Source organism: Pseudomonas sp. B40(2017) (genome assembly GCF_002112855.1).
In the GTDB taxonomy this organism is placed as follows: Bacteria; Pseudomonadota; Gammaproteobacteria; order Pseudomonadales; family Pseudomonadaceae; genus Aquipseudomonas; species Aquipseudomonas pharyngis.
On sequence record NZ_NEIT01000006.1, the window covers coordinates 334,694 to 356,201 of the forward strand.

At 63.6% G+C, this 21,508-nt stretch carries 23 protein-coding genes; 1 reads left to right on the top strand and 22 read right to left on the bottom strand.

The window, feature by feature from the left end; translation table 11 throughout:
* Positions 1 to 16: 16 nt before the first annotated feature.
* From CAF76_RS18620 to CAF76_RS18715, 20 genes are read right to left on the bottom strand one after another with little or no spacing between them, the layout of a single operon-like run.
* Positions 17 to 1,252: a beta-ketoacyl-ACP synthase gene (locus tag CAF76_RS18620; RefSeq protein WP_085648022.1), complete on the bottom strand. Its 1,236-nt coding sequence runs from the start codon at positions 1,250 to 1,252 to the stop codon at positions 17 to 19.
* On the bottom strand, positions 1,252 to 1,980 hold the full coding sequence (gene fabG, locus CAF76_RS18625; RefSeq protein WP_085648023.1) for a 3-oxoacyl-ACP reductase FabG: 729 nt from the start codon (positions 1,978 to 1,980) through the stop codon (positions 1,252 to 1,254). Before fabG ends, CAF76_RS18620 begins: the two co-directional genes overlap by 1 nt.
* On the bottom strand, positions 1,973 to 2,437 hold the full coding sequence (locus tag CAF76_RS18630) for a hotdog family protein (protein ID WP_085648024.1): 465 nt from the start codon (positions 2,435 to 2,437) through the stop codon (positions 1,973 to 1,975). The genes fabG and CAF76_RS18630 overlap by 8 nt, the downstream gene beginning before the upstream one ends.
* Positions 2,434 to 3,630: a beta-ketoacyl-[acyl-carrier-protein] synthase family protein gene (locus CAF76_RS18635; RefSeq protein ID WP_085648025.1), complete on the bottom strand. Its 1,197-nt coding sequence runs from the start codon at positions 3,628 to 3,630 to the stop codon at positions 2,434 to 2,436. The genes CAF76_RS18630 and CAF76_RS18635 overlap by 4 nt, the downstream gene beginning before the upstream one ends.
* Positions 3,627 to 4,109, bottom strand: a complete 483-nt coding sequence (locus CAF76_RS18640) for a hypothetical protein (RefSeq protein ID WP_085648026.1) — start codon at positions 4,107 to 4,109, stop codon at positions 3,627 to 3,629. Before CAF76_RS18640 ends, CAF76_RS18635 begins: the two co-directional genes overlap by 4 nt.
* A complete protein-coding gene (locus CAF76_RS18645; RefSeq protein ID WP_007952357.1) occupies positions 4,109 to 4,834 on the bottom strand; it encodes a class I SAM-dependent methyltransferase in 726 nt (241 codons plus the stop codon). Before CAF76_RS18645 ends, CAF76_RS18640 begins: the two co-directional genes overlap by 1 nt.
* Positions 4,831 to 6,078: an NAD(P)/FAD-dependent oxidoreductase gene (locus CAF76_RS18650; protein ID WP_085648027.1), complete on the bottom strand. Its 1,248-nt coding sequence runs from the start codon at positions 6,076 to 6,078 to the stop codon at positions 4,831 to 4,833. The genes CAF76_RS18645 and CAF76_RS18650 overlap by 4 nt, the downstream gene beginning before the upstream one ends.
* The gene (locus tag CAF76_RS18655; RefSeq protein ID WP_085648028.1) at positions 6,065 to 7,225 is read right to left on the bottom strand and encodes a sodium:proton antiporter; all 1,161 of its coding nucleotides are present in this window, start codon (positions 7,223 to 7,225) and stop codon (positions 6,065 to 6,067) included. The genes CAF76_RS18650 and CAF76_RS18655 overlap by 14 nt, the downstream gene beginning before the upstream one ends.
* Positions 7,222 to 9,561: an MMPL family transporter gene (locus tag CAF76_RS18660; RefSeq protein WP_085648029.1), complete on the bottom strand. Its 2,340-nt coding sequence runs from the start codon at positions 9,559 to 9,561 to the stop codon at positions 7,222 to 7,224. The genes CAF76_RS18655 and CAF76_RS18660 overlap by 4 nt, the downstream gene beginning before the upstream one ends.
* Positions 9,545 to 10,147, bottom strand: coding sequence for an outer membrane lipoprotein carrier protein LolA (locus CAF76_RS18665; RefSeq protein WP_085648030.1), 603 nt, complete (start codon positions 10,145 to 10,147; stop codon positions 9,545 to 9,547). The genes CAF76_RS18660 and CAF76_RS18665 overlap by 17 nt, the downstream gene beginning before the upstream one ends.
* Positions 10,144 to 10,569, bottom strand: coding sequence for a thioesterase family protein (locus CAF76_RS18670; protein WP_085648031.1), 426 nt, complete (start codon positions 10,567 to 10,569; stop codon positions 10,144 to 10,146). The genes CAF76_RS18665 and CAF76_RS18670 overlap by 4 nt, the downstream gene beginning before the upstream one ends.
* Entirely contained in the window at positions 10,562 to 12,106 is a 1,545-nt protein-coding gene (gene hutH / locus CAF76_RS18675) for a histidine ammonia-lyase (RefSeq protein ID WP_085648032.1), read from the bottom strand. The genes CAF76_RS18670 and hutH overlap by 8 nt, the downstream gene beginning before the upstream one ends.
* Positions 12,087 to 13,034 (bottom strand): glycosyl transferase, encoded by a 948-nt coding sequence (locus CAF76_RS18680; protein WP_085648033.1) that lies wholly within the window; start codon positions 13,032 to 13,034, stop codon positions 12,087 to 12,089. Before CAF76_RS18680 ends, hutH begins: the two co-directional genes overlap by 20 nt.
* Positions 13,031 to 13,765 (bottom strand): glycosyltransferase family 2 protein, encoded by a 735-nt coding sequence (locus tag CAF76_RS18685; protein ID WP_085648034.1) that lies wholly within the window; start codon positions 13,763 to 13,765, stop codon positions 13,031 to 13,033. Before CAF76_RS18685 ends, CAF76_RS18680 begins: the two co-directional genes overlap by 4 nt.
* Positions 13,758 to 15,437, bottom strand: a complete 1,680-nt coding sequence (locus tag CAF76_RS18690; RefSeq protein WP_085648035.1) for an acyl-CoA synthetase family protein — start codon at positions 15,435 to 15,437, stop codon at positions 13,758 to 13,760. Before CAF76_RS18690 ends, CAF76_RS18685 begins: the two co-directional genes overlap by 8 nt.
* Entirely contained in the window at positions 15,434 to 15,979 is a 546-nt protein-coding gene (locus CAF76_RS18695) for a hypothetical protein (RefSeq protein ID WP_007952346.1), read from the bottom strand. The genes CAF76_RS18690 and CAF76_RS18695 overlap by 4 nt, the downstream gene beginning before the upstream one ends.
* Positions 15,976 to 16,230, bottom strand: coding sequence for an acyl carrier protein (locus CAF76_RS18700; protein ID WP_007947135.1), 255 nt, complete (start codon positions 16,228 to 16,230; stop codon positions 15,976 to 15,978). Before CAF76_RS18700 ends, CAF76_RS18695 begins: the two co-directional genes overlap by 4 nt.
* A 9-nt stretch (positions 16,231 to 16,239) precedes the next feature.
* Positions 16,240 to 16,500 (bottom strand): phosphopantetheine-binding protein, encoded by a 261-nt coding sequence (locus CAF76_RS18705; protein WP_064592948.1) that lies wholly within the window; start codon positions 16,498 to 16,500, stop codon positions 16,240 to 16,242.
* A complete protein-coding gene (locus CAF76_RS18710; protein WP_064592950.1) occupies positions 16,481 to 17,290 on the bottom strand; it encodes a 1-acyl-sn-glycerol-3-phosphate acyltransferase in 810 nt (269 codons plus the stop codon). The genes CAF76_RS18705 and CAF76_RS18710 overlap by 20 nt, the downstream gene beginning before the upstream one ends.
* Positions 17,266 to 17,991 (bottom strand): beta-ketoacyl synthase chain length factor, encoded by a 726-nt coding sequence (locus tag CAF76_RS18715; protein ID WP_064592952.1) that lies wholly within the window; start codon positions 17,989 to 17,991, stop codon positions 17,266 to 17,268. Before CAF76_RS18715 ends, CAF76_RS18710 begins: the two co-directional genes overlap by 25 nt.
* A 369-nt stretch (positions 17,992 to 18,360) precedes the next feature.
* Between CAF76_RS18715 and CAF76_RS18720 the strand changes: the two genes are divergently transcribed.
* On the top strand, positions 18,361 to 19,131 hold the full coding sequence (locus CAF76_RS18720; protein ID WP_007952339.1) for a ParA family protein: 771 nt from the start codon (positions 18,361 to 18,363) through the stop codon (positions 19,129 to 19,131).
* Between the two features lie 7 nt (positions 19,132 to 19,138).
* Here CAF76_RS18720 and trxC read toward each other — a convergent pair whose 3' ends face one another.
* Together trxC and selO are read right to left on the bottom strand one after the other, a co-directional pair.
* Positions 19,139 to 19,573: a thioredoxin TrxC gene (trxC, locus tag CAF76_RS18725; protein ID WP_064592954.1), complete on the bottom strand. Its 435-nt coding sequence runs from the start codon at positions 19,571 to 19,573 to the stop codon at positions 19,139 to 19,141.
* Between the two features lie 449 nt (positions 19,574 to 20,022).
* Positions 20,023 to 21,486, bottom strand: coding sequence for a protein adenylyltransferase SelO (selO, locus tag CAF76_RS18735; RefSeq protein ID WP_085648037.1), 1,464 nt, complete (start codon positions 21,484 to 21,486; stop codon positions 20,023 to 20,025).
* Positions 21,487 to 21,508 lie beyond the last annotated feature (22 nt).

Consider the following 21,508-nt stretch of genomic DNA (forward strand, 5'->3'; position numbering starts at 1 on the left):
GTCTCCTTGACCTGGATTAATTCGGTTGGGGCCAGCGGCGGAAGATCAGCGAGGTGTTGACCCCGCCGAAAGCGAAGTTGTTGTTCATCACGTATTCGTGGCTCATCTGCCGGAACTCGCCGCGCAGGTAGTCGAGCTTGCCGCAGTGCGGATCGACCTCGTCGAGGTTGAGCGTGTGCACGTACAGGTCGCGGTTGAGCATCTCGATGCTGAACCACGATTCCAGCGCCCCGCAGGCGCCGAGGGTGTGGCCCAGGAAGCTCTTTTGCGAACTGATCGGCATGCGCTCGCCGAACAGGGCACTGGTGGCCAGGGTTTCAGCGACATCGCCCTGTTCGGTGGCGGTGCCGTGGCCGTTGACGTAGCCGATGGCGTCCGGCGCAAGGCCTGCATCTTCCAGCGCCAGTTCCATTGCCCGGCGCATGGTGATCTGTTCGGGGCGGGTGGTGTGCTGGCCGTCGGCGTTGCTGCCGAAACCGACGATCTCGGCGTGAATGTGCGCACCGCGTGCCAGGGCGTGTTCCAGCTCTTCAAGCACCAGCATGCCGCCGCCTTCACCGATCACCAGACCGTCGCGGCCCTTGTCGTAGGGGCGGGGCGAGGTGTGCGGTGCATCGTTTTTCAGGCTGGTGGCGTACAGCGCGTCGAACACCATGGCTTCGGTCGGGCACAGCTCTTCGGCGCCGCCGGCGAGCATCAGTGGCAGACGACCGAACTTGATCGCCTCGTAGGCATAACCGATGCCCTGGCTGCCGCTGGTGCAGGCGCTGGAGGTCGGGATCAAGCGGCCGGTGAGGCCGAAGAAGATGCTGATGTTCGCCGCCGTGGTGTGCGGCATCATCCGCACGTAGGAGTTGGCGTTGAGGCCTTCGGCCACCGAGTTGAGCAGCATGTTGCCGAACGCCTTGATCTCGTCGGTGCTGCCGGTGGACGAACCACAGGCCACGCCCATGCGCCCGTCCTTGATCGACTCGTCGCCGAGCAGGCCGGCATCAGCCAGCGCTTTTTCCGCCGCGCCGACGGCCAGCCGTGAAACACGGCCCATGCTGCGCAGCTGTTTGCGGGTCCAGTGCGCCGGCACCTGGAAATCATCGATGGGCCCGGCCAGGCGGGTATTGAGTTCGCTGAAGCGATCCCACTCGTCCATCCGGCGAATGCCGCTGCGGTTGGCGGCGAAATTGCCGGCGATGGTGTCCCAGTCGCTGCCCAGCGAGGTAATGCCGGCCATGCCGGTGACGACGACGCGCTTCATCAGCACAAGCCTCCGTTGACCGCCAGCACCTGGCGGGTGATGTACGACGCTTCCGCCGACATCAGGAAATTCACCGCACCGGCCACCTCTTCAGGCGTGCCCATGCGCTGTGCGGGGATCATTTTCAACAGTTCTTCCACCGGCACGTTTTCATCGAGCATCGCCGTATCGATCAGGCCCGGCGCAACGCAGTTGACCGTGATCTTGCGCTTGGCCAGTTCGATCGCCAAGGCTTTCGCGGCGCCGATCACGCCGGCCTTCGAGGCGCTGTAATTGACCTGACCACGGTTGCCGATCAGCCCCGACACCGAGGTAATGCACACGATGCGACCAGCGGCGCGGCGGCGGATCATCGGCATCATCACCGGGTGCAGGACGTTGTAGAAACCGTCGAGGTTGGTACGCAGCACCACGTCCCAGTCATCGTCGCTCAGGGCCGGAAAGGCGCCGTCGCGGGTCAGGCCGGCATTGAGCACCACGCCGTAGTAGGCGCCGTGGGCTTCAACGTCGGCTTCGAGGATGGCTTTGCAGGTTTCGCGATCAGCCACGTCGAATTGCAGGATGCGCGCTTGGCGGCCCAGGGCCTGGATTTCAGCCTGCACCGCCTGCGCGTCGCTCAGACCACTGCGGCAATGCACGACGATGTCATGCCCGGCCTGAGCCAGACGCAGGGCGATGGCGCGGCCGATGCCACGGCTGGAGCCGGTGACCAGGATGGATTCAGTCATCGTTCGACTCCTTGGATTGCTCTAGATAGTCCGCCGCATGGGGCGGGCGGAACACGTTCAGCCGGGCGCTGGCCTCGATGCCGGGCGCGTTGATATGGCATTCGAATACGCCCATGCCGTTGTCGTCTTCCAGCGAGCGCAAGCCATGGATGGTCAGTTCGCTGCCGACCGGAAAGGCTGCGACATTGCATTCGAACTTGCGTGTGCCGAGCAGAAAGCCCAGCTCCACCGGGTTGCCTTTCTGCCGCGCATGGCAGCCGGCGAACGCGGCGACGCTTTGCGCCATCAGCTCGACGCCGACCCAGGCCGGCAGGCTGCCGTCGGGCAGGCTGAACAGGCCGCCGGTGCGGACGGTGAGGGTGGTGTGGATCTGTTCGTCGTCAAAGCTCAGGATCCGGTCGATCAGGATCATGTCGCCAGCGTGGGGCAGCAGTTCGGCGAGCGGCCAGTGGCTCATGGGGCGTCTCCGATAATCAGGCTGACGTTATTGCCACCGAAGGCAAACGAGTTGCTCATCAGGTAGCGGGGTGCAATGGACGCCAGGCGTTCGCTTGCGGTCACCCACTTCAGCGCTGGCAAGTCGGGATCGGCCTGGCCATCCCAGACGTGCGGCGGCAAGGCGTGGTCGGGGTTGTCGGCAGTCAGGCTCAACCAGCAGAACGCCGCTTCCAGTGCGCCGGCGGCGCCGAGGGTGTGGCCGGTCATCGGTTTGGTCGAGGAACACGGCACGCCTTCGGGAAACAGGGTGGCGACGGCCAGACTTTCCATCGCGTCGTTGTGCTGGGTCGCGGTGCCGTGCAGGTTCAGGTAACTGATGTCGCCGGCTTGCAGATGGGCTTGGTCGAGGGCTTTCTGCATCGATTGCAGCGCGCCACGGCCGGTCGGTTCCGGTGCGGAAATGTGGTGCGCGTCGGAGCTGGCGCCGGCGCCGAGCAGAGCGATGCCCGGCCCAGCGCCGCGCTGTTTGCTCATCACGAACAGCACCGCCGCTTCGCCGATGTTGATGCCGTTGCGGTTGGCGGAAAACGGATTGCAGCGCTGGTCCGACACCGCTTCCAGCGCACTGAAACCGTTGAGGGTCAGTTTGCACAGACTGTCGACACCGCCGCACAGCACCGCGTCGCACAGGCCCAGATCGAGCAGGCGTCGGGCGCTCATCAGCGCGCGTGCGCTGGAGGTGCAGGCAGTGGAAATCACATAGGTCGGGCCGCTCAGTTGCAGCCAGTCGGCGAGGAAATTCGCCGGGGCGCCGAGTTCCTGTTGCCGGTAGTCGTAATCGGCCGGGAACTGTTGGTCGCGGATGTAGTGCGCGAGGCCACGGCTGGCCTCGTCGATGCCCGAAGTGCTGGTGCCGAGCACCACGCCGATGCGCTCGCGGCCGTAAGTCTGGATCGCCTGCTCGATGTCATCGCGAATCTGCAACGCGGCTTCCAGCAGCAGTTGGTTGTTGCGGCTGCGCTGGTCGGCCAATGCATCGGGAATCGGCGCCAGATCGCCGTGCACGGCGGCCACCGGCAGCTCGCGCTCCGGCACCCAGCCGGACTCGCGGCGCATGCCCGAGCAGTCGCCGGCAAACAGGTTGCGTGCCACGGCTGGCTTGTCGCGCCCCAGGGCGCAGATCACGCCGAGGGCATTGAGGTAGGCGGTCATGACGTCGGTTCACCGAGTGGCGTTACGCGATAGTGCGGGCCTTGTGGCAGGTTCAATTCGAAGCTCAAGGGTTGGGTGTAACGGATGTCCCAGCGCGCCGGCAGGGAACGTTGGCCGCCCTGTTGCTGCGCCTCGGGGTAGTTGCGCGACAGCTCGCCCGCCGGGGTCAGGGCGAACAGCAGCGCGGCGAACAGCTCCCGTGCTTCCGGGTTGGGCGGCAGCAGGCCGTCGGCCTGCCAGTGCCCGTCGATCAACTGCTGACGGGCCTGGGGAATGCCTAGCGGATCCATCATCGACCAGCGGATGCCGGGCCCTTCGCGCTGAATTACCAGCAACCAGTCTTGCTGTTGCCCGGCCAGGTGACGTTCGATATGCAGTTGCATCGGCAGCGGCAGGCTCGGGTTGCCGGCCGGCAGCGGCGCCTGACTGGCGCAGGCACCGAGCAGAAGGACACAGGCGAGCAGCAGAACACGCAACATCAGACAGCCTCGTTCAAGGGTTTGCGGGCCACCACGTTGACCAGGGTTTCTTCCCGCTGGCCAAAGGGCTTGGGCTGGCGCAGACCAAAACGCTCGAGCAGACCGAAATCCTTCGACCGGCTCCACCACAGATACGGGTACGAAACGTTCTGTTCGGCAAACTCGAAACCCTGCTGGCGAATCATCTCCAGGTACTGCGCCGCGCTCTTTTGCACATGCATCGGATGCCGGAACAGCCAGCGAATCACCCACGTATCAATGTAAGCCTCGGTGGACTCGGCGAACAGCAGGTAACCGCCCGGCTTGAGCACCCGATAGAACTCGGCGAGGGCTTTTTCCTGCTCCACCAGATGATGGAAGGTCTGGTGACAGAACAGCAGGTCGACGCTGGCGTCCGGCACATTGAGGGTCGCGCAGTCGCTGCCGATCAGCTCGACGTCGAAGCCCAGACGCGCGGCCTCGGCGGCGCTCAGTTCAAGGCTGTGCGGGTCGGCATCGACGCCGATCAGGCGCTGTGGCGCGAAGGTCTGGCGCAGATGGCCGAACGACTTGCCCTGACCGCAGCCGGCATCCAGCAGCACCGGGTTGGCGGGCAATGATTCGCTGAACAGCCCGCGCAGATCGTTGATTGCCACGCGCAGCACATGGTGCTGCCAGGTGTGGCTGCGCAGGAACCAGAAGCCGAAGCGGGTTTCCTCGACGTAGTTGTCGCTCAAGTAATTCAAGTGTCGTCCCTTGCACAGAGTTCGGAGATCATCTTCAGCCGACGGCGCGCTTCACTGACGAACGGGTTGCGTTCGTCCCAGGCGTAACCGGCGAGGATCGAGCAGATCATGCGGCGGATTTCCGGGGAGCCTTGCTCGTGGAAAATCACGTCCTGAAAGGTGCCGGCGTACCAGCCTTCGACGTAGCAGCGGAACGTGTCGACCCCGCGTTTCAGCGGCTCGGCGAATTCCCGTTGCCAGTCCACCGTTTCGCCCTGCAACTGTCGATGCAGCACAGCGGCGGCCATGCTCGCCGAACGCATGGCAATGGTCACGCCCGAGGAGAACACCGGGTCGAGAAATTCCGCCGCGTTGCCCAGCAGCGCAAAGCCCGGGCCGTGCAGGGTTTTGACGTTGGCCGCATAGCCGCCGAGCGTGCGCGCTGGGGTATCCCACACGGCGTTGTTCAGCACTTTGGCCAGGCTCGGGGTTTCGGCGATGAATCCGCGCAGGCAGGCGTCGAGGTCGGTATCGCGCCCTGCGAAATGTTCAGCGGCAGCCACCACGCCTACCGAGCAGCGACCGTTGCTGAACGGGATCGACCAGAACCAGATGTCGCGGTGCTGCGGATGGGTGGTGATGAGGATTTTTTCACGGTCGAAGCCGGGGTGATCGATGTGGTCCTCGACGTGAGTGAACACGGCCTGGCGAACCGGGAAATTCGACGGCGCTTCCAGGTCGAGCAGGCGTGACAGCACGCGGCCGTAGCCGCTGGCATCGAGGACAAAATCGGCTTCGACGCGGTACTCGCTGGCGTCTTCGCGGCGCACATTCAACTGCGGTCGCGGACGTTCGAAATCGACGCTGACAATCGCGTCGCCATAGCGGATTTCCGCGCCCTGCAATGCCGCCTGATCGGCCAGCAACTTGTCGAAGTCGGCGCGTTGCACCTGCAGAGTCGTGGGCTTGCCGGCGGTGAAGGTGTCGCCAAAATCGAAGGCGCTGTAGCGCTCGCCCCAGGCGAACGCCGCACCGTTCTTGCGTTGGAAACCGGCGGCATTCACCGCCTCGAGCATGCCGGCCTCTTCGACGAAATCCAGGCAATGGCAGAGCAGGCTTTCACCGATGGAGAACCTCGGGAAATGCTGACGCTCGATCACCAGCACGTCGTGCCCCTTGCGTTTGAGCAATGCGGCGGCGATGGCGCCGGAGGGGCCGGCGCCGATGATCACGACCTGACGGGATTCCATTTCAACGATTGGCACGTGAGCTCCTGGGTACGGCAATAGGGTTCAGTGACGCCCGGTGCAGGCCGATGAAGGCCGGCAACAGCGTCGCGATCAGACCCATCAGCATCAGCGCAAAGTACAGCGCCGGGCTGATGAGTTGTTGTTGCAACAGCAGGTTGAGAAAGACGATTTCGCTCAAGCCGCGAATGTTCAGCAGCACGCTCTCGCGCCAGCGGCTGGCGCCTTCGAACGACGCGCCGGCCCAGCCGAGGCCGAGCCAGTTACCCAGGATTTTGCTGGCGACCGGCAACAGCAGCAGCGCCGCCCATTGCACGGCACCGAGGCTGGCAAGGGCGCTGTGCACGTCGATCTGGACGATGCCGAAAGTCAGGATCAGCGGAATCGCGACCCACGTCTGCAAGCGGTTCATCCAGTGCGCCGGGATCGGCAACACCAGTGGCACCTTGAGCGCGGCCATGCACAGCAGATAGCCGATGCCAAAAATCAGCGCGTTGAGTTTGTAGTGTTCGGCCAGCACCAGCAGCGCAAAAAAGCCGAGGCTGTAGGTCAATGGCCGGCGGATGCCGAACACCCGAAGCAGCACGGGTACGCAGGCCAGCCCCAGCGGCAGCAACAGACTGCTCAGGTGCAGGCTGCCCTGGGCGAGGCCGAACAGCGTCCAGCAGGTCAGGTCGATCAGGATCGCGGTCTGCACCAGACGCCGGGTGGCGGCGGGCGGGTAGTCGATGTGGCGCAGGTACAGGTACAACACCGGGATTGCGGTGATGGCGAACACCAGACCGATGGCCAGCGAGTTGATCCACGGTTGTGTCGGCAGCAGCCAGTACGCCGTCGCCAGGCCGCAGGCGAACGGTACGGCGAAACTCGGCAGGGCGATCTTCACGCTCTGACGGTCCAGGCGCAGGTCGATCACGTCGCTGAGGATGTGCCCCAGCAACAGGGCGAAGCTCAGGCTGTAGAGATTTTTCAACCAGCCCGGCGCGATCAGTGCGGCGCCGTTGAGTTGCCAGCCCGGTTCGATCCAGAAGTACATCAGCAGCGGCAGGCCGAAGCTGGCCAGCAGCAATTGACTGACGATCGGGATCAGCCCGAAATGCCGGCCGACCCGGGTGGCGACGAAGAACAGCGCCAGGGCCATCAGCCAGAAAATCACCACCATCATGCTGCAGGCTCCGTGACGGCAACCGCATGGGTCTGACGCCCGGCCCACGGCGCGAGCATGAAGCTGAACGCCAGGCCGAGGCTCACCGACAGGCCGAAGTTACTCACCGCCGGGGTGCTCGACACCGCCAGCAGGCCGAACGACAGCCAGGTGGTGGCGGCTGCGAGCAAGGTGCCGAGCAGGCTGACGGCCGCGCCGCCGACCTGTTCGCGCATGAGGATCGCGTAGTCGACGCTGATCGCCGTCACCAGCAACAGGCCGAACAGGCTGAACAGGGTCAGCGGCTGACCGAGCCAGCCCAGGCTGGCCAGGCTGCACAACGCAGCGAGCAGCGGTAGAGCAACGATTCGCAGGGCGCCACCGAGACCGAACGGCAGCATCAGCACCAGCACGATCAACACGCAGGACGCGAGTTTCAGTTCCGCGGCGCTGATCTGGGTCTGGGCGAACACCTTGTTCAGTTCGCCGAGCCGATCCACCAGCATCACCCCCGGCAGATCCAGCGCCTGCACCCGCAGCAGCGACGGATTGTTCAGGCCTTGCAGGCTGACCATCGCCGCCACGCCATCCTCGGTCGGGCCGAGCCACAGCGTGCGGTAGGGCTCGCCGAGCGGGCCGGCCAGTGCTGCATCGATGTCCTCGGCGGGCAGGGCCTGCAACTGTTGCAGTTCGGTTTGCAGCGCCGCCAGCGGCACGCCGACTTCCAGCAACGGCTGCCAGAACTGCGGCAACTTGCTCAGCGCTTCCCGCACCTGTTGCTGCTGAGCCGGCGGGCTGACCAATTGATTAAGTGCCAGATAACCCTGCAACTTGTCGAGGTTGACCAGTTGATCCAGCCGCTCGCTCAGGGCCGCTTGCCGCTCCAGCAATTGCTGCTGATCGGCGGCGCGCACCAGGAAGAATTGGCTGGTCGGCTGATAGCCGGTAATCCGCGCGATGGTCTGCGCTTCATCGGTCAGGCGTTGCGGCGCGCCGACCCACTGGCGAATGTCATTCTTGCTCTCCAGTTGCAGCAGGCCGCCGACGCAGAAGGCGATCAGCAGGGCCAGCAATACCGGCGTCCTGACGTGGTCGAGCAGGTTTTCCCGCAGTCGCACCAGACGCTCGGCCAGTTGCAGCGGCCATTGCGCCGGGCGCAGTTCGACGTTTTTCAGCAGCGCCGGCAACAGGCACACCGCCGACAGGTAGGCGCCGAGCAAACCGGCGGCGGAGAACACGGCGATTTGGGTCAGGGCCGGGAAGGGCGTCCAGGCCAGTGCCAGGTAACCGATGGCGCTGGTGATCAGGCTCAACGTCAGCCCGGACAGGGTCAGGCGCAACGCCGGCCAGCTGTGCCAGGGCTTGAGGCTCCAGCTCTTGGACAGATAGTGCAGCGGGTAATCCACTGCCACGCCGATCAGGCTGGAACCAAGCACAAGCGTCATCACGTGCATGTGCCCGAACAGCGCCACACAAGCCACTGCACCGAACAGCATGCCCACCAGCACCGGAATGAATGCCAGCAGCACCCGCCAGCGGCGGAAGGCGAGCAGCAACAGCAACAGGATGCCGATGGTGGCGCCGCCGCCGACCCAGGTCATTTCCCGGGTCGCCTGCTGCTGACCGTTGGCGGCGTACAGCAGACCGCTGGCGGCCAGCAGTTGCACGTCGGCACTCGCCGCTTCCTCACGGCTGTGTTGCAACAGGGCGGCGACTTGCAGCGGTTGATTCATGTCGAAGGCGCTGCCGGTGGTGCGTGCGCGCAGCAGCACCCAGCTTTTGCCGTCGGCGTCGGCGATCAACGCGCCGCTGCCGATGTCCAGTTGCACCGCGCCATGTTGCGGCTGGCTGTTCTGGATGCGTCCGGTCAGGCCCAGCCAGTCGTCCTGGCTCGGCACCAGACTGAACCCGGTGAACGGGTCGAACAGCGCCTGTACCCGTTGCTGGATAAAGGCGTCGGGATGTTCGATCAGCAGTTGCCGGTCATCCGCCGAGAGCATCGCCAGCCGCCCTTGCAGCAGTTGCGTGCGCAGGGCCGGCAGATCGGCTTGCAGGTTCCACTGGACCTTTTCGAATAGCCCGCTGGCCTGCCATTGCTCGCCCAGGGTCTGGGCCATGGCGACGGCTTGCTGGCGATCGGCGTGGCCGACCAGCACCAGCATGTCGCGGTTGAGCGGTTCCTGCATGCGTTGTTCGGCGCGCAGTTCGAGGGCGTCCGGGTGGGTGCCGGGCACCAGTTCCATCAGGTTGGCCGACAGCGGCGCACCGTTGCGCCACTGCCATCCGCCCAGTGCGACAACGGCCAGCAGCAGGATCAGGAACAGCCAGGGCAGCCTGCGTTCACTCGGCAAAGTCATGTTGCTCCGCGTCGCTCAGAGGTTGGCCGGCGGTGCTGTCCTGCATGCGCAGCACGGTGCTGTCGCCCTGGGTTTCCAGCAGTTCGATGGTGTTCACCAACGTGCCGCCGCTGATGTTGATCTGGTTGAAGACCTGCTTGAGCAGCACCGAGCGCGGGGTCAGGGTCAGTTGCCATTGCTGCGCATCGCCGCTCAGGGCCAGTTCGAAATCCCGTTGCAGACCGCTGCTGTCGCCTTGCAGCACCGCCAGGAACAAGCGGTTCTGCTCGGCCCCGGCGCTCTTGTTCGGCAGCAGTTGCCAGCCGGTTGCATCACGCCGGGCGATGCCCTTGGCGCTGATCCGGTAATCCTGTTGCAGCGGGGTTTTCAGCAGCCACAGCAGGCCGTGGTTTTTGGCGAGGACAAAACTGCCGTTGCTGATCAGCGGCTGGGGCAGGGCGCGCAGGTGTTTTTCCTGGATGAACCGACCGTGGATCACGTCCGGCTTCGCCAGTTGCTCGCTCAACTGTTGCAGATCGAAGGCGTTGGCCAGCGACGACAGCGTCAGCAGCGCCAGGGCCCCAAGGGATTTCAACCACACATTCATCGCAGCATCCTTTCCACGGCATCGGTGAAGACTTTTGGCGAAGCCAGTTGCATCTCGCGGCTGCTCACTTCGACGGCGACCTGCACCGAGCTGGCGCGGGTCAGGCGCTCGCCGGTCTGGGCGTCGGTGATGAGGTAGTTAATCTTCAGGCGGTTTTCCCACTCCACCAGACTGGCGCGCACGTTCAACCGTTGACCGAACACCGCGCCGCGCACATAGCGCAGTTGCAGGTCGATCACCGGCCAGGCATAGCCCGAGTCGACCATCTGGTTGTAGTTGTGGCCGATCTTGTCGAGCAGTGCGCAGCGCGCCACTTCCAGGTATTTCACGTAATGGCCGTGCCAGACGACGTGCATGGTGTCGACGTCAAAGAACGGCACGAGGATTTCTGTATCGGCGTGAAGCACTCCGGCACTACGCATGCAGCCTCCAGTGTTGCTCGGCGATGCGTTGCAGGCACAGGCGCAATTCGCTTTCCAGGGCGCGGTCTTCGATCACCGGCGGGAAGTCCTGGGCCAGTTGTTCATGCATGGCGGCCAGCGATGGCGGCAGTGGTCGTGCATCTTCATCGCGGCTACGCAGCCACACGCCTTGATTGGCCGCGAGCAACGTGGCGGCGGCGACCTGTTCGGTCAGCTCCAGCACACGAATGGCGTCGCGGGCGGCGATGGTGCCCATGCTCACCTTGTCCTGGTTGTGGCACTCGGTGGAACGCGAGAACACGCTGGCCGGCATGGTGTTTTTCAACGCTTCGGCAGTCCAGGCGCTGGCGCCGATCTGCACGGCCTTGAAGCCGTGGTTGAGCATTGCGCGGTCGACGCTGGCGCCGGACAGGTTGCTCGGTAAGCCGTGGTTGTAACGTTCGTCCACCAGCAGCGCGAGTTGTCGGTCGAGCAGGTCGGCGACGTTGGCCACGAGGTTTTTCAGGCTGTCCATGGCGAACGCGATATGCCCGCCGTAGAAGTGTCCGCCGTGCAGCACGCGCTCGGCTTCGGCGTCGATGATCGGGTTGTCGTTGGCGCTGTTAAGTTCGGTTTCGATGAACGAGCGCAGCCAGTTCAGGCTGTCGGCCAGCACGCCGAGCACGTGCGGTGCGCAGCGCAGCGAGTAGCGATCCTGCAAACGGTGCAGCGGCGCGGTCGGCGCGTCGATCGCCAGATCCTTGCGCAGCCACGCGGCGACCTGCATTTGCCCCGGATGCGGCTTGGCGGCGAACAGGCGCTCGTCGAAGTGCTCCGGATTACCTTGCAGCGCCACCACGTTCAGCGCGGTGATGCGAGTGGCCAGTTGCAGCAGGTAATCGGCGCGGGCATAGGCCAGGCAGGTGAGGCCGGTCATTACGGCGGTGCCGTTCATCAGTGCCAGCGCTTCTTTCGGGCGCAGCACCAAAGGCATCCAGCCCAGTTCGCGGTGCACGTCGGCAGCCTGGCGACGCTCGCCACGGAACATCACTTCACGCTCGCCGGACAGCGTCGCGGCGACGTAGGACAACGGCGTCAGATCGCCGCTGGCGCCCACCGAACCCTCTTCGGGGATCAGCGGCAGAATGTCGTGTTCAAGAAACGCGTGCAGGCGTTCCAGCAACTCGATGCGCACCCCGGACACGCCGTGGCACAGCGACTGCAAACGCGCCGCCAGCACCGCGCGGGTGGCCTGGGCGTCGAGCAGTTTGCCCAGTCCGCAACCGTGGAACGTGTAGAGATGACGCGGCAGCGCCTCGACGTGATGCAGCGGCACCGCGACCACGCAGGAATCGCCGTAACCGGTGGTCACGCCGTAGATCACGCCTTCCTTGTCCAGCAGCGAATCGAGAAACCGCGCGCCCTTGGCGATGCGTTCGCGATAAGGCGCGTCGCTCTGCAACTGCACGGGCGCCTGACGGTTGGCCAGGGCCAACACGTCTTCGATGCGCAAAGGGCGTTCGCCGAAGGTGACCGGCTCAGGAGTTGGCGTTGTCATCGGTTTTCCAGAATGGGTAAAAGTTGAACCATTGGCACGGTGCTTCGAGGCAATAGTGACTCAGGCGTTGCGCATAGCGGGTCGCCCACTGATGAATGACCTGTTCGCGCTCGCGGCGTGACCACACCACGGCGTCGGCGAAGGGTTCGAGGGTCAGTCGATAGTGGCCGTCGGGCTGTTTCAAGCACATCAGCAGGTTGACCGGGCATTTCAGCAGGCCAGCCAGCAGCCACGGCCCTTGCGGGAACGGCGCCGGGTGGCCGAGAAAGTCCACGGTCACGCTGCGCCCGCCATGCAGCGGCACGCGGTCGCCGGCAATCGCCAGCCACTCGCCGCGCTCCAGGCGTTCGTGCAGTTGCAGCATGATCACCGGGTCCAGTTCGCTGACCTGGATCAGCCGCAGGTTGGTCGCGCCGGCCTCGCCCAGCAGGCGATTGAATTGCTCGGCGTGCTTGGTGTGCACCAGCACGTTCATGGTGACCTTTTCGCCCAGCTCCGCCAGCGCCCGGCACACCTCGAGGTTGCCCAGATGTGCGCCGACCAGCAGTTGCCCGCGACAGCCGCGCAACTGATTGCGCAACAGCGCCGGGTCGATGATTTCGATCTGCTCGATCTTCAGCTTGCCGTTCCACACGTCGAGCTTGTCGAGCAGCGAATCGGCGAATGCCATGAACTGGCGGAACACCCGCCACCGGGTCGGGCGCAATTCGTGGCGACCGCTCCAGTCGGCGAGGCGCTGCTGATACTGCCAGGCACTGCGCCGGGCGGTGCGACCGAACAGGAAAAAGTACAGGACGATGCCGTACAGCAACGGGCTCAGCAGGCGTCGGCCGAGAACCTTGGCGGCGAACGCGGTGAATTTCATCAGCAGGAAACTGCCGCGCTCTTCGCGGTCGGCCCAGTGCTTCTTGTCGGTCTCGACGGTCATGCGCGCCACCGTCGCCAGAGGATCACGGGCATGCGCAGCAACATGCCAAAGAACAGGCGCGTGTGCATGCTCGAGATCAGCACGTTGTCGTGGAACAGGCGAAAGTGCGACACGCCGTCCAGCGGGTAATGCACGCTGGTCTGCAACCAGCGCATCGGCTGATTGCGCCAGGCCAGGCGCACCAGAATGTCCGAGTCGAAATCCATGCGCTTGCCGATCCGCGCCGAATCGATCACGCCCAGCGTCGGTTCCAGCGGATACACCCGGAAGCCGCACATCGAATCGCGAATCTGCAGCGACAAGGTGTTGATCCACACCATCACGTGGGTCAGATAACGCGCATACAAACGACCTTTCGGCACGCTGGCGTCGTACAGCGGATAACCGCAGATCAGCGACTTGGGGTGAGCTCGGGATTCTTCGATGAACCGCGCGACATCCTGCAAGTCATGCTGACCGTCGGCGTCGACCTGCAAGGCATGGCTGAAACCCAGCCGCGCCGCTTCACGCAGACCGGTCATCACCGCGCCGCCCTTGCCCTGGTTGGCGGTTAGGCGCACCAGATGAACCCGCTCGCGCTCGGCCAGTGCGTCCAGCACCGCCGCGCAGGATTTGCTGCTGGCATCGTCCACCAGGATGCACGGCAGATCCTCGGCGAGCAGGGCGTCGACCACCGTGCCGATGGCGGTTTCGTGGTTGTAGACCGGGATCACGGCGCAAGGGTTATGCATCGCCAGCCCCCAACAGAATCCGCCCGCTGGAACAGGTGGCGGTTTCGTTGCGGTAGGCGAAATACAACTTGCCGCGCTCCGGATCGAAGCGCAGGTGCAACTGGACTTCATCGCCGGGGCGCACCAGTTGCTGGAACTTCAGCACTTCCATGCCGGCGAACGCGCCGGGCAGGTTCAGCAGTTGCCGACCCAGGTTCAGTGCCCATTCGACCTGTACCACGCCGGGCAGCACCGGGGCCTTGGGAAAGTGGCCGCTGAAATAGGCCAGATCCGGCGGAACGCTCAATTGCAGGTTCCATTCGCCCTCGGTTTCGGCCTGCTCCAGAATCTCCGGCGCTTTCGGCCGTGGTGCCAGCAGCAAGGCTTCGACGTCGGCCTGAGGCAACTTGCCCTGCGAGTTCAGCGGCAACTGTCGCAGCAGGCGCCAGCGGCGGGGCATGGCCAGGGCTTCGCAGTGGTCGCCGAGATGACGGCGCAGGGTTTCGGTCAGGCTGCGCCGACCGTGTTCGCGCAGGGCAAACAGGCCCGATTCGCTGAGCACCAGCAGAGCGCCGAGGGATGCGCGGTTTTCCTGCACCACGCCCAGACGCGCTTCGGCGACCCAGTCGTGAGCCACCAGCGCCTGTTCTAGCATCGGCAGAGAAATACGTTTTTCTTCGAGTTTGACGATCCGGTCGAGTCGTCCGAGCAATTCAAAGCGGCCATCGGCCTGAATGCGTGCCGCATCGGCGGTGTGTTCGACATGCCCGGCGGGCAGATAAGGCGAAGCGATCAGCAGGGCGCCGTCGCTGTCCTGGCTCAACTCGACACCGGCAAACGGCTGCCACAACGATTCGCCCTGACGCCAGGCGATGCCGCCGGTTTCCGAGCTGCCGAGGATTTCTGTCGGCCATTGTCCCAGGCGCTGATGCAAACTTTGCGCGGCGTCTGCCGGCAGTGCGCCACCGGAAGAAAACACCCGGCGCACGGCGCTCAGGGCCGGCCAGTCGAGGTTGTCGCCCATACGTTTGAGCAGCGCCGGGCTGGCGACCCAGGCGAAGGCCGGGTGCTCGCGGCTGGCGCGTTGCAGGTCTTCCGGGAAGGCCAGTTGCTTGCGCAGGAACGGACGCCCGGCGCACAGCGGCCACAGCACGCGGAACAGCAAACCGTAAATGTGCTGGGTGGCGACGCTGCCAAGAATGCAGGCCTCACCGAGATCGGCGCCCCAGAGTTGCTCAAGGGCTTCGACTTCGTTGGCCAGTTGCTGCAGGGATTTGTCGATGCGCTTTGGCTCGCCGCTGGAGCCGGAAGTGCACAGGCTCAGGCGGCATTGGTCGAGGTCCAATTCGGCAGCGGGCAATGCCGGTTGCTGCAGATCGCTCAGGCGAGCGTCACCGGCATGGTCGGTCAGCCACAGATCGACGTCGTTCGACCAGCGCTGGCGGGTTTGCGCTTGCAGATCCGAAGGCAGCAATACGCTGACCCCGGCGCGCCAGGCACCGAGCAGGGCGATAGCCAGATCGGCGGCATCTTCAAGATGCACGGCCAGACGCTGTACGCCCTTGGCTTGCAGACCGGCGGCCAGGCCCAGGGCCTGTTCGCGCAGTTGTGCGTGATCGAGTGCCGGTGCGCTTGTTACGGCACGCGCCGGCAGGGCCTTGAGCAATAGCTGCTCAAGTTTTATCCAGTTCATGGGCGACCTCTTACCCGTTGTCGTATCAGCCATTCAATGGCAAACATCAGGCCGATCAATCCGTAGGAGATCAGGCCGGTGTACAACATCCACCAGTTCAGCGGCGCCCACAGTGTCAGCAGGGCGGCGCACAAACCGTTGCAAAAGAAAAACACGCTCCAGGCCACGGTGACCTGGCGGGTGTAACGAATCGCCTTGGGCGGCAGTTGCGGTTCACGCAGCCGCGCCAGACGCTCGACCATCGGCGGGCCGTATTTCAGGCTCAGGCTGAACAGCACCAGCATGAAGCCGCTGATCAGTACCGGGTACCAGCGCAACAGCAAAGGGCTGTCGAACACCGCCAGCAGCAGGCAGAACACGATCGCCACGCAGGCCATCCACAGGCTGCCGGGCTTGCGTTCGCCGGTCAGCGCGCGGGCCAGCCACAGGCCGCCCAGCAGCAGGCCGAACTGCCATGGTGCGAAATGCTCCATGCCGAAATACACCGCAAAGGGATACAGCAGGCCTGCCAGCAGCAGGCCGAGGCCGATCAGTCGGCTCATGCGGCCGGTTGAACCAGACGGTAGACCGCCTCGACCACGTCGCTGACGGTGCGCACCGACTTGAATTCCTCGGCGGCGATTTTCTTGCCGGTCTGGCGCTTGATGTGATCGATCAGGTCGACGGCGTCAATGCTGTCGATTTCCAGATCCTGATACAGGTTGGATTCCAGGCTCACGCGGGCCGGGTCCAGTTCGAACAGCTCGACCAGGGCATCGCGCAGGGTGTTGAAAATGTCGTCACGAGTTTGCATGGTCCGGTCTCAAGCTGCCTGTTTTGCCGTGACGAACGCCGCAAGGCTCGCCACGTTGGTGAAATGGTTGCGGGTGTCCTTGGCGTCGGCGTCGATCTTGATGCCGTACTTTTTCTGGATCGCCAGGCCGAGCTCCAGGGCGTCGACGGAGTCCAGGCCCAAGCCTTCGCCGAACAGCGTCTGGTCGTCGCCGATGTCCTCTGGGCTGATGTCTTCGAGGCCCAGGGCGTCGATGATCAGCTCTTTTATGTCACGGTTTAGATCGCTCATCTTCGGCGAGCTCCTTGATAAAGAATTGGTGCAAATAGTCGTTGAGCTTGCGCGAAGCCTGGGGCGGGGGGCCCTGCGCGGCGAAAGTCTGTGGGTCTATATCGGCCCCGACGTGAAAACTGAAGTGCACGCGGCGACTGGGAATGCGATACCAGGGCTCGGCTTTGGTCAGGGTGGTCGGATTGACCTTGATCACCACCGGGGTGAGGATTTTCGCACCGCGCAGCGCGATGGCCGCCGCGCCCCGATGAAAGGCCGGCGCCTGACCTGGCTGGGTGCGGGTGCCTTCGGGAAAAATGATCAGGGTCTGCCCGCTCTGCAATGCGCCGGCGGCGGCGTCGAGCATGTCCATGCTGCCGTCGTTGCTGATGTATTCGGTGCTGCGCAGCGGGCCGCGGGTGAAGGGGTTTTCCCACAGGCTTTTCTTCACCACGCAATTGGCCCCGCGCACCAGACCGATCAGGAATACCACGTCGATCAGCGACGGGTGGTTGGCGATGATCATCTGCCCCGGACGGCCGAGCCGTTCGGCGCCCTGGATGTCGTAGGTCAGCACGCCGGTACGGGCCATGAACCGGACGAAAAACCAGAACAGCCGACTGACGGTCTGGCGTGCCCGCTCGCGATGCGCAATGGCGTCGCCCGGCAGGCAACCGAGCAATGGAAATACCAGCAGGCGCAGGCACAGACCACCGAGCCCGAACAGGGCGAAGCTGGTGGCAGTGGCCAGCAGACGCCAGTAATAGGCGTCGCGGTTTTTTCCGATCACGGGTTGCGTTGCCAGGTCCATAGACGATTCTTCCAGGCATGTTGGCAATGGGGTTGCTGACCGAGCAGGGTTCGCAGCAGATTCAGTGCGTGGGGCCACTGCGGTTTTGACCGTGCTTGCGGGGCGCTGTTCAGGGTCAGCCGCCAGTCGGTACCGGGGGTGAGCAACAGCCCGACCGCGTAGGGAAACGGTACGTCGTCGATCCACGTCGAATAGGCTTCGGGCGGTTGTTCCTCGGTGATCACCAGCAGCACGGCGGGGGCCCCTTCGTTCAACAACGTCGCCGCTTCGAGCATGCCGTGTTCGAGGCCGTCGCCGGCCGCGGCGAGGGCGGTCATTTCGCTGGTTTCGCCGCGCATGATCGACCACAGGCCGATGATTGCGTTGTGCACCGACAGGCTGAACTGGGTCGGCGACAGCGGCTGTTCGTTGGCCAGATCACTGAGAATTTCAAAGGTGCGCGGGGTTTCGCCGTGCCGGGAGACGAACACCAGCGGCAGATTTTCCCGACCGTCGGCCAGCGGCCAGCCGACACTGAACGCCATCCGCGCCAGACGGCTGAGACGACGGCGCTGCATGGCCGGCAGAAACGACACATCGGGTGCGGCATCGCTGCCTTCGAGCACGACCGGCTGTCGGCTCCAGGCTTGCCAGGCTTCCACACTGTCGAGCCCGGGAGCCCAGGCGCGCCATTGGGCGATGTTGAAGTTGATCACGGACATTTATCCCGCCCCTGCGGGCTGAGTTGACGCGGTTTCGCCAACGTCGCCGCTGAGCTGATTTAGCCTGAAATGGCATGGCGCGTGGCGCCGGGTGGCGCGCATTATCCCGGTGCGACGAGTGTGTAGCAAATGCTGGTTACGTTTTGAACGACGAAATGAACCGAATGGTACGCGGCAAGAGCTGTCACTTGGCCATTATCCAGATTGTCGGGTGTCTGTCTGTCAGGCGAATCCGCAATCAAGGAGTGTCTTTGCGCCGTATTCATTGGGAGATTGGCGCCTGACTTTGTAGTCCGCGTCCATCGAGGTAGCGAACCGGCACCGGGCACCACTACACTCGGTCATTCTTTGATACACGGAGGTTTTGTCATGCGGCGCGTGGTGTTCAATCAGAAAGGTGGCGTGGGCAAATCCAGTATTGCCTGCAATCTGGCGGCGGTAAGCGCCAGCGAGGGTTATCGCACGCTGTTGGTCGACCTCGATGCCCAGGCCAATTCCACTCAGTATCTGACCGGGCTCACGGGTGATGACATTCCGATGGGCATTGCCGATTTCTTCAAGCAGACCCTGTCTTCCGGACCGTTCTCGAAAAAGAATCAGGCGGATATCTACGAAACGCCCTTCGACAACCTGCACATCATCACCGCCACCGCCGAACTGGCCGACTTGCAGCCCAAGCTCGAGGCCAAACACAAGATCAACAAGCTGCGAAAGCTGCTCGACGAGTTGTCGGAAGATTACGACCGGATCTATCTGGATACGCCGCCGGCGCTGAATTTCTATGCGGTCTCGGCACTGATTGCCGCCGATCGGGTACTGATTCCCTTTGACTGCGACAGCTTCTCGCGTCAGGCCCTCTACGGTCTGATCGCCGAGATCGACGAGTTGAAGGAAGACCACAACGAAGGCCTGGAAGTCGAAGGCATTGTGGTCAACCAGTTCCAGGCCCGGGCCAGCCTGCCGCAGCAAATCCTCGACGAACTGATCGCCGAGGGCCTGCCGGTACTGCCGGTCTACCTCGCCAGTTCAGTGCGCATGCGCGAATCGCATCAGGCCAACACGCCGCTGATCCACCTCGACCCACGGCACAAGCTGACGCAACAGTTCGTCGAACTGCACAACCTGCTCGAAGACGCCTGAAACCTTGTCAGATGCCCTGGCTGCGCAGCCAGGCCATCAACTGCGGCAACGGGAAGGCCCCGCTCTGACGGGCGACTTCCCGGCCGTTGCGGAACAGAATCAGGCTCGGAATCGAACGAATCCCCAATTGCGCCGACAACTGCTGATTGGCCTCGCTGTCCAGCTTGGCCAGCCGGCACTTGCCCGCCAACTGCGCAGCCGCCTGCTCGAACACCGGCGCAAATGACTTGCACGGCCCACACCAGTCCGCCCATACGTCCACCAGCAACGGCAGATCACCCTTGATCTGACTGGCGTAATCGCCTTGCTTGAGCTCAAACGGCTTGTTCAACAGCACCTCGGACTTGCAGCGCCCGCACTTCGGGTGGTCGTTGAGGCGCTCGGCGGGGATGCGGTTGAGGCCGTTGCAGGAGGGGCAGGGGATGAGGAGTGGGTCGGTCATGATCGGCTCGGTGAATTAGGCAGTTCGTACAACAAATCTGGAGTCGTGCGAGGTATTTATCAAGGCGAAATCTGACAGCAGTTACCTTCAGTAATCGAAGATGTCTCCTACATAAAGTGTCGTTTCGGCTGATTTTTCTCCTTCTGCTCACGACATAGAGTGAATCCGGGCGTCCTGGTAATTCGCTGGGAACCAACGCAAGGGGCAAAAATGAGCGGAATAGTTGAGTTGGCTATTGAGCACTGGATTCACGTCGCACCTGTTCTTAAACGGCCAGAGTCAGAGGAGGAATACAATTTTTTGGTCGAATCAGTTAAGGAACTGAGAGGCATGGCTGGAGCGGACGAGTCACACCCGCTCATGGGTTTGGTCGAAATGATAGGCCGCCATCTCGACGCTTATCGCCAGTTACATCGATCGTCTTGAGCATTTGGAAGCTGGAAACGGCCTCAAGACGAGCAACTGATCTCCAAATGCTTGCCCCACTCCGGCGGCCGTTGCGCGTAGCTCTCCATTCCAGGCTGTTCCTCGAATGGATTGCTCAACACCGCGTGCAATCGGCGCACTTCGGAATAATCACCCTGCTCGGCAGCATCAATCGCCTTCTGCGCCAGATAGTTGCGCAGGATGTACAGCGGATTCACCGCATGCATGCGCGCACGGCGCTGTTCCTGATCGGTCGCGCCATCGCGTGCGACACGGGCGACATAGCGCTCGCCCCAGGCATCGAAACCTTTGATATCGACGAAGTCATCGCGCAGGCGAGCGACGGCCTGTTCGGCTGACTGTTCGCCCAGACGACGGAAGAACAGCGTGTAGTCGACGGCGCTGTTCTGCATCAGTTGCAGCAGTTGTTCCAACAGTTGCTGGTCGTCGTCCTCGGCGGTGGTGAAGCCGAAGCGGCGGCGCATAAGGTCGAGGTAATGGGCCTGGAACAGCGGCAGGTACAGGCCGAGGGTTTCGCGCAGGGCTTCAACGCTGATGAACGGCGTCAGGGCCTGGGCCAGGGCGCTGAGGTTCCACTGGCCGACCGGCACCTGATTGCTGAAGGAATAGCGGCCCTGATCATCGGAGTGGTTGCAGATGAAGTTCGCGTCGAAATCGTCGAGGAAGGCGAACGGGCCGAAGTCGAAGGTGATGCCGAGGATCGACATGTTGTCGGTGTTCATCACGCCGTGGCAGAAACCGTAGGCCTGCCACTTGGCGATCAGTTCGGCGTTGCGCTCGACGATCTCGCGGAACATCGCCAGATACGGTTCCGGCTGCTCCAGGCACTCGGGGTAGTGCATCGCCAATACGTGCTCGCCGAGTTGCTTCTGCTGTTCGGGACGCTTGGTGTAATAGAAGTATTCGAAGTGGCCGAAACGGATGTGGCTCGGCGCCAGGCGCAGCACCATCGCGGCGCGTTCCTGTTTCTCACGCCAGACCGGGGTGTCGGAGCCGATCACGCAGGCGGCGCGTGAAGACGGGATGTTCAGCGCATGCAGCGCTTCGGAAGCGAGAAACTCGCGGATCGACGAACGCAGCACCGCGCGACCGTCGCCCATGCGCGAGAACGGCGTCTGCCCGGCGCCCTTCAGATGCAGGTCCCAGTGCTCGCCGGCGGCGTTGTAGACCTCGCCCAGCAACAACCCGCGACCGTCGCCCAGTTGCGGGGTGTAACCGCCGAACTGATGTCCGGAATAGACCATCGCCCGCGGCTCGGCATCGGCCCACAACTTGTGGCCGCCGAACAGTTCGGCAAATTCCTGGGTGTCGGCCGTCGCCGGATCCAGATCCAGCAGCGCCAGGGCCGCAGGGCTGGCCACGACCAGTCGCGGATTGTCGATCGGTTCGGGCAGCACGTGGGCCGAGAACGCATCGCCCAGGCGGGCGAAGCGGTTGTCGAAGGTCAGTTCGTCGAGGGCTTTCAAGGACCGGCTCCAGCAGAATGTC

Coding starts and splice junctions, on each gene's coding strand:
- CAF76_RS18620 (WP_085648022.1), bottom strand. CDS start 1,252: ATGAAGCGCGTCGTCGTCACCGGCATGGCCGGCATTACCTCGCTGGGC.
- fabG (WP_085648023.1), bottom strand. CDS start 1,980: ATGACTGAATCCATCCTGGTCACCGGCTCCAGCCGTGGCATCGGCCGC.
- CAF76_RS18630 (WP_085648024.1), bottom strand. CDS start 2,437: ATGAGCCACTGGCCGCTCGCCGAACTGCTGCCCCACGCTGGCGACATG.
- CAF76_RS18635 (WP_085648025.1), bottom strand. CDS start 3,630: ATGACCGCCTACCTCAATGCCCTCGGCGTGATCTGCGCCCTGGGGCGC.
- CAF76_RS18640 (WP_085648026.1), bottom strand. CDS start 4,109: ATGTTGCGTGTTCTGCTGCTCGCCTGTGTCCTTCTGCTCGGTGCCTGC.
- CAF76_RS18655 (WP_085648028.1), bottom strand. CDS start 7,225: ATGATGGTGGTGATTTTCTGGCTGATGGCCCTGGCGCTGTTCTTCGTC.
- CAF76_RS18660 (WP_085648029.1), bottom strand. CDS start 9,561: ATGACTTTGCCGAGTGAACGCAGGCTGCCCTGGCTGTTCCTGATCCTG.
- CAF76_RS18665 (WP_085648030.1), bottom strand. CDS start 10,147: ATGAATGTGTGGTTGAAATCCCTTGGGGCCCTGGCGCTGCTGACGCTG.
- CAF76_RS18670 (WP_085648031.1), bottom strand. CDS start 10,569: ATGCGTAGTGCCGGAGTGCTTCACGCCGATACAGAAATCCTCGTGCCG.
- hutH (WP_085648032.1), bottom strand. CDS start 12,106: ATGACAACGCCAACTCCTGAGCCGGTCACCTTCGGCGAACGCCCTTTG.
- CAF76_RS18680 (WP_085648033.1), bottom strand. CDS start 13,034: ATGACCGTCGAGACCGACAAGAAGCACTGGGCCGACCGCGAAGAGCGC.
- CAF76_RS18685 (WP_085648034.1), bottom strand. CDS start 13,765: ATGCATAACCCTTGCGCCGTGATCCCGGTCTACAACCACGAAACCGCC.
- CAF76_RS18690 (WP_085648035.1), bottom strand. CDS start 15,437: ATGAACTGGATAAAACTTGAGCAGCTATTGCTCAAGGCCCTGCCGGCG.
- CAF76_RS18695 (WP_007952346.1), bottom strand. CDS start 15,979: ATGAGCCGACTGATCGGCCTCGGCCTGCTGCTGGCAGGCCTGCTGTAT.
- CAF76_RS18700 (WP_007947135.1), bottom strand. CDS start 16,230: ATGCAAACTCGTGACGACATTTTCAACACCCTGCGCGATGCCCTGGTC.
- CAF76_RS18705 (WP_064592948.1), bottom strand. CDS start 16,500: ATGAGCGATCTAAACCGTGACATAAAAGAGCTGATCATCGACGCCCTG.
- CAF76_RS18710 (WP_064592950.1), bottom strand. CDS start 17,290: ATGGACCTGGCAACGCAACCCGTGATCGGAAAAAACCGCGACGCCTAT.
- CAF76_RS18715 (WP_064592952.1), bottom strand. CDS start 17,991: ATGTCCGTGATCAACTTCAACATCGCCCAATGGCGCGCCTGGGCTCCC.
- CAF76_RS18720 (WP_007952339.1), top strand. CDS start 18,361: ATGCGGCGCGTGGTGTTCAATCAGAAAGGTGGCGTGGGCAAATCCAGT.
- trxC (WP_064592954.1), bottom strand. CDS start 19,573: ATGACCGACCCACTCCTCATCCCCTGCCCCTCCTGCAACGGCCTCAAC.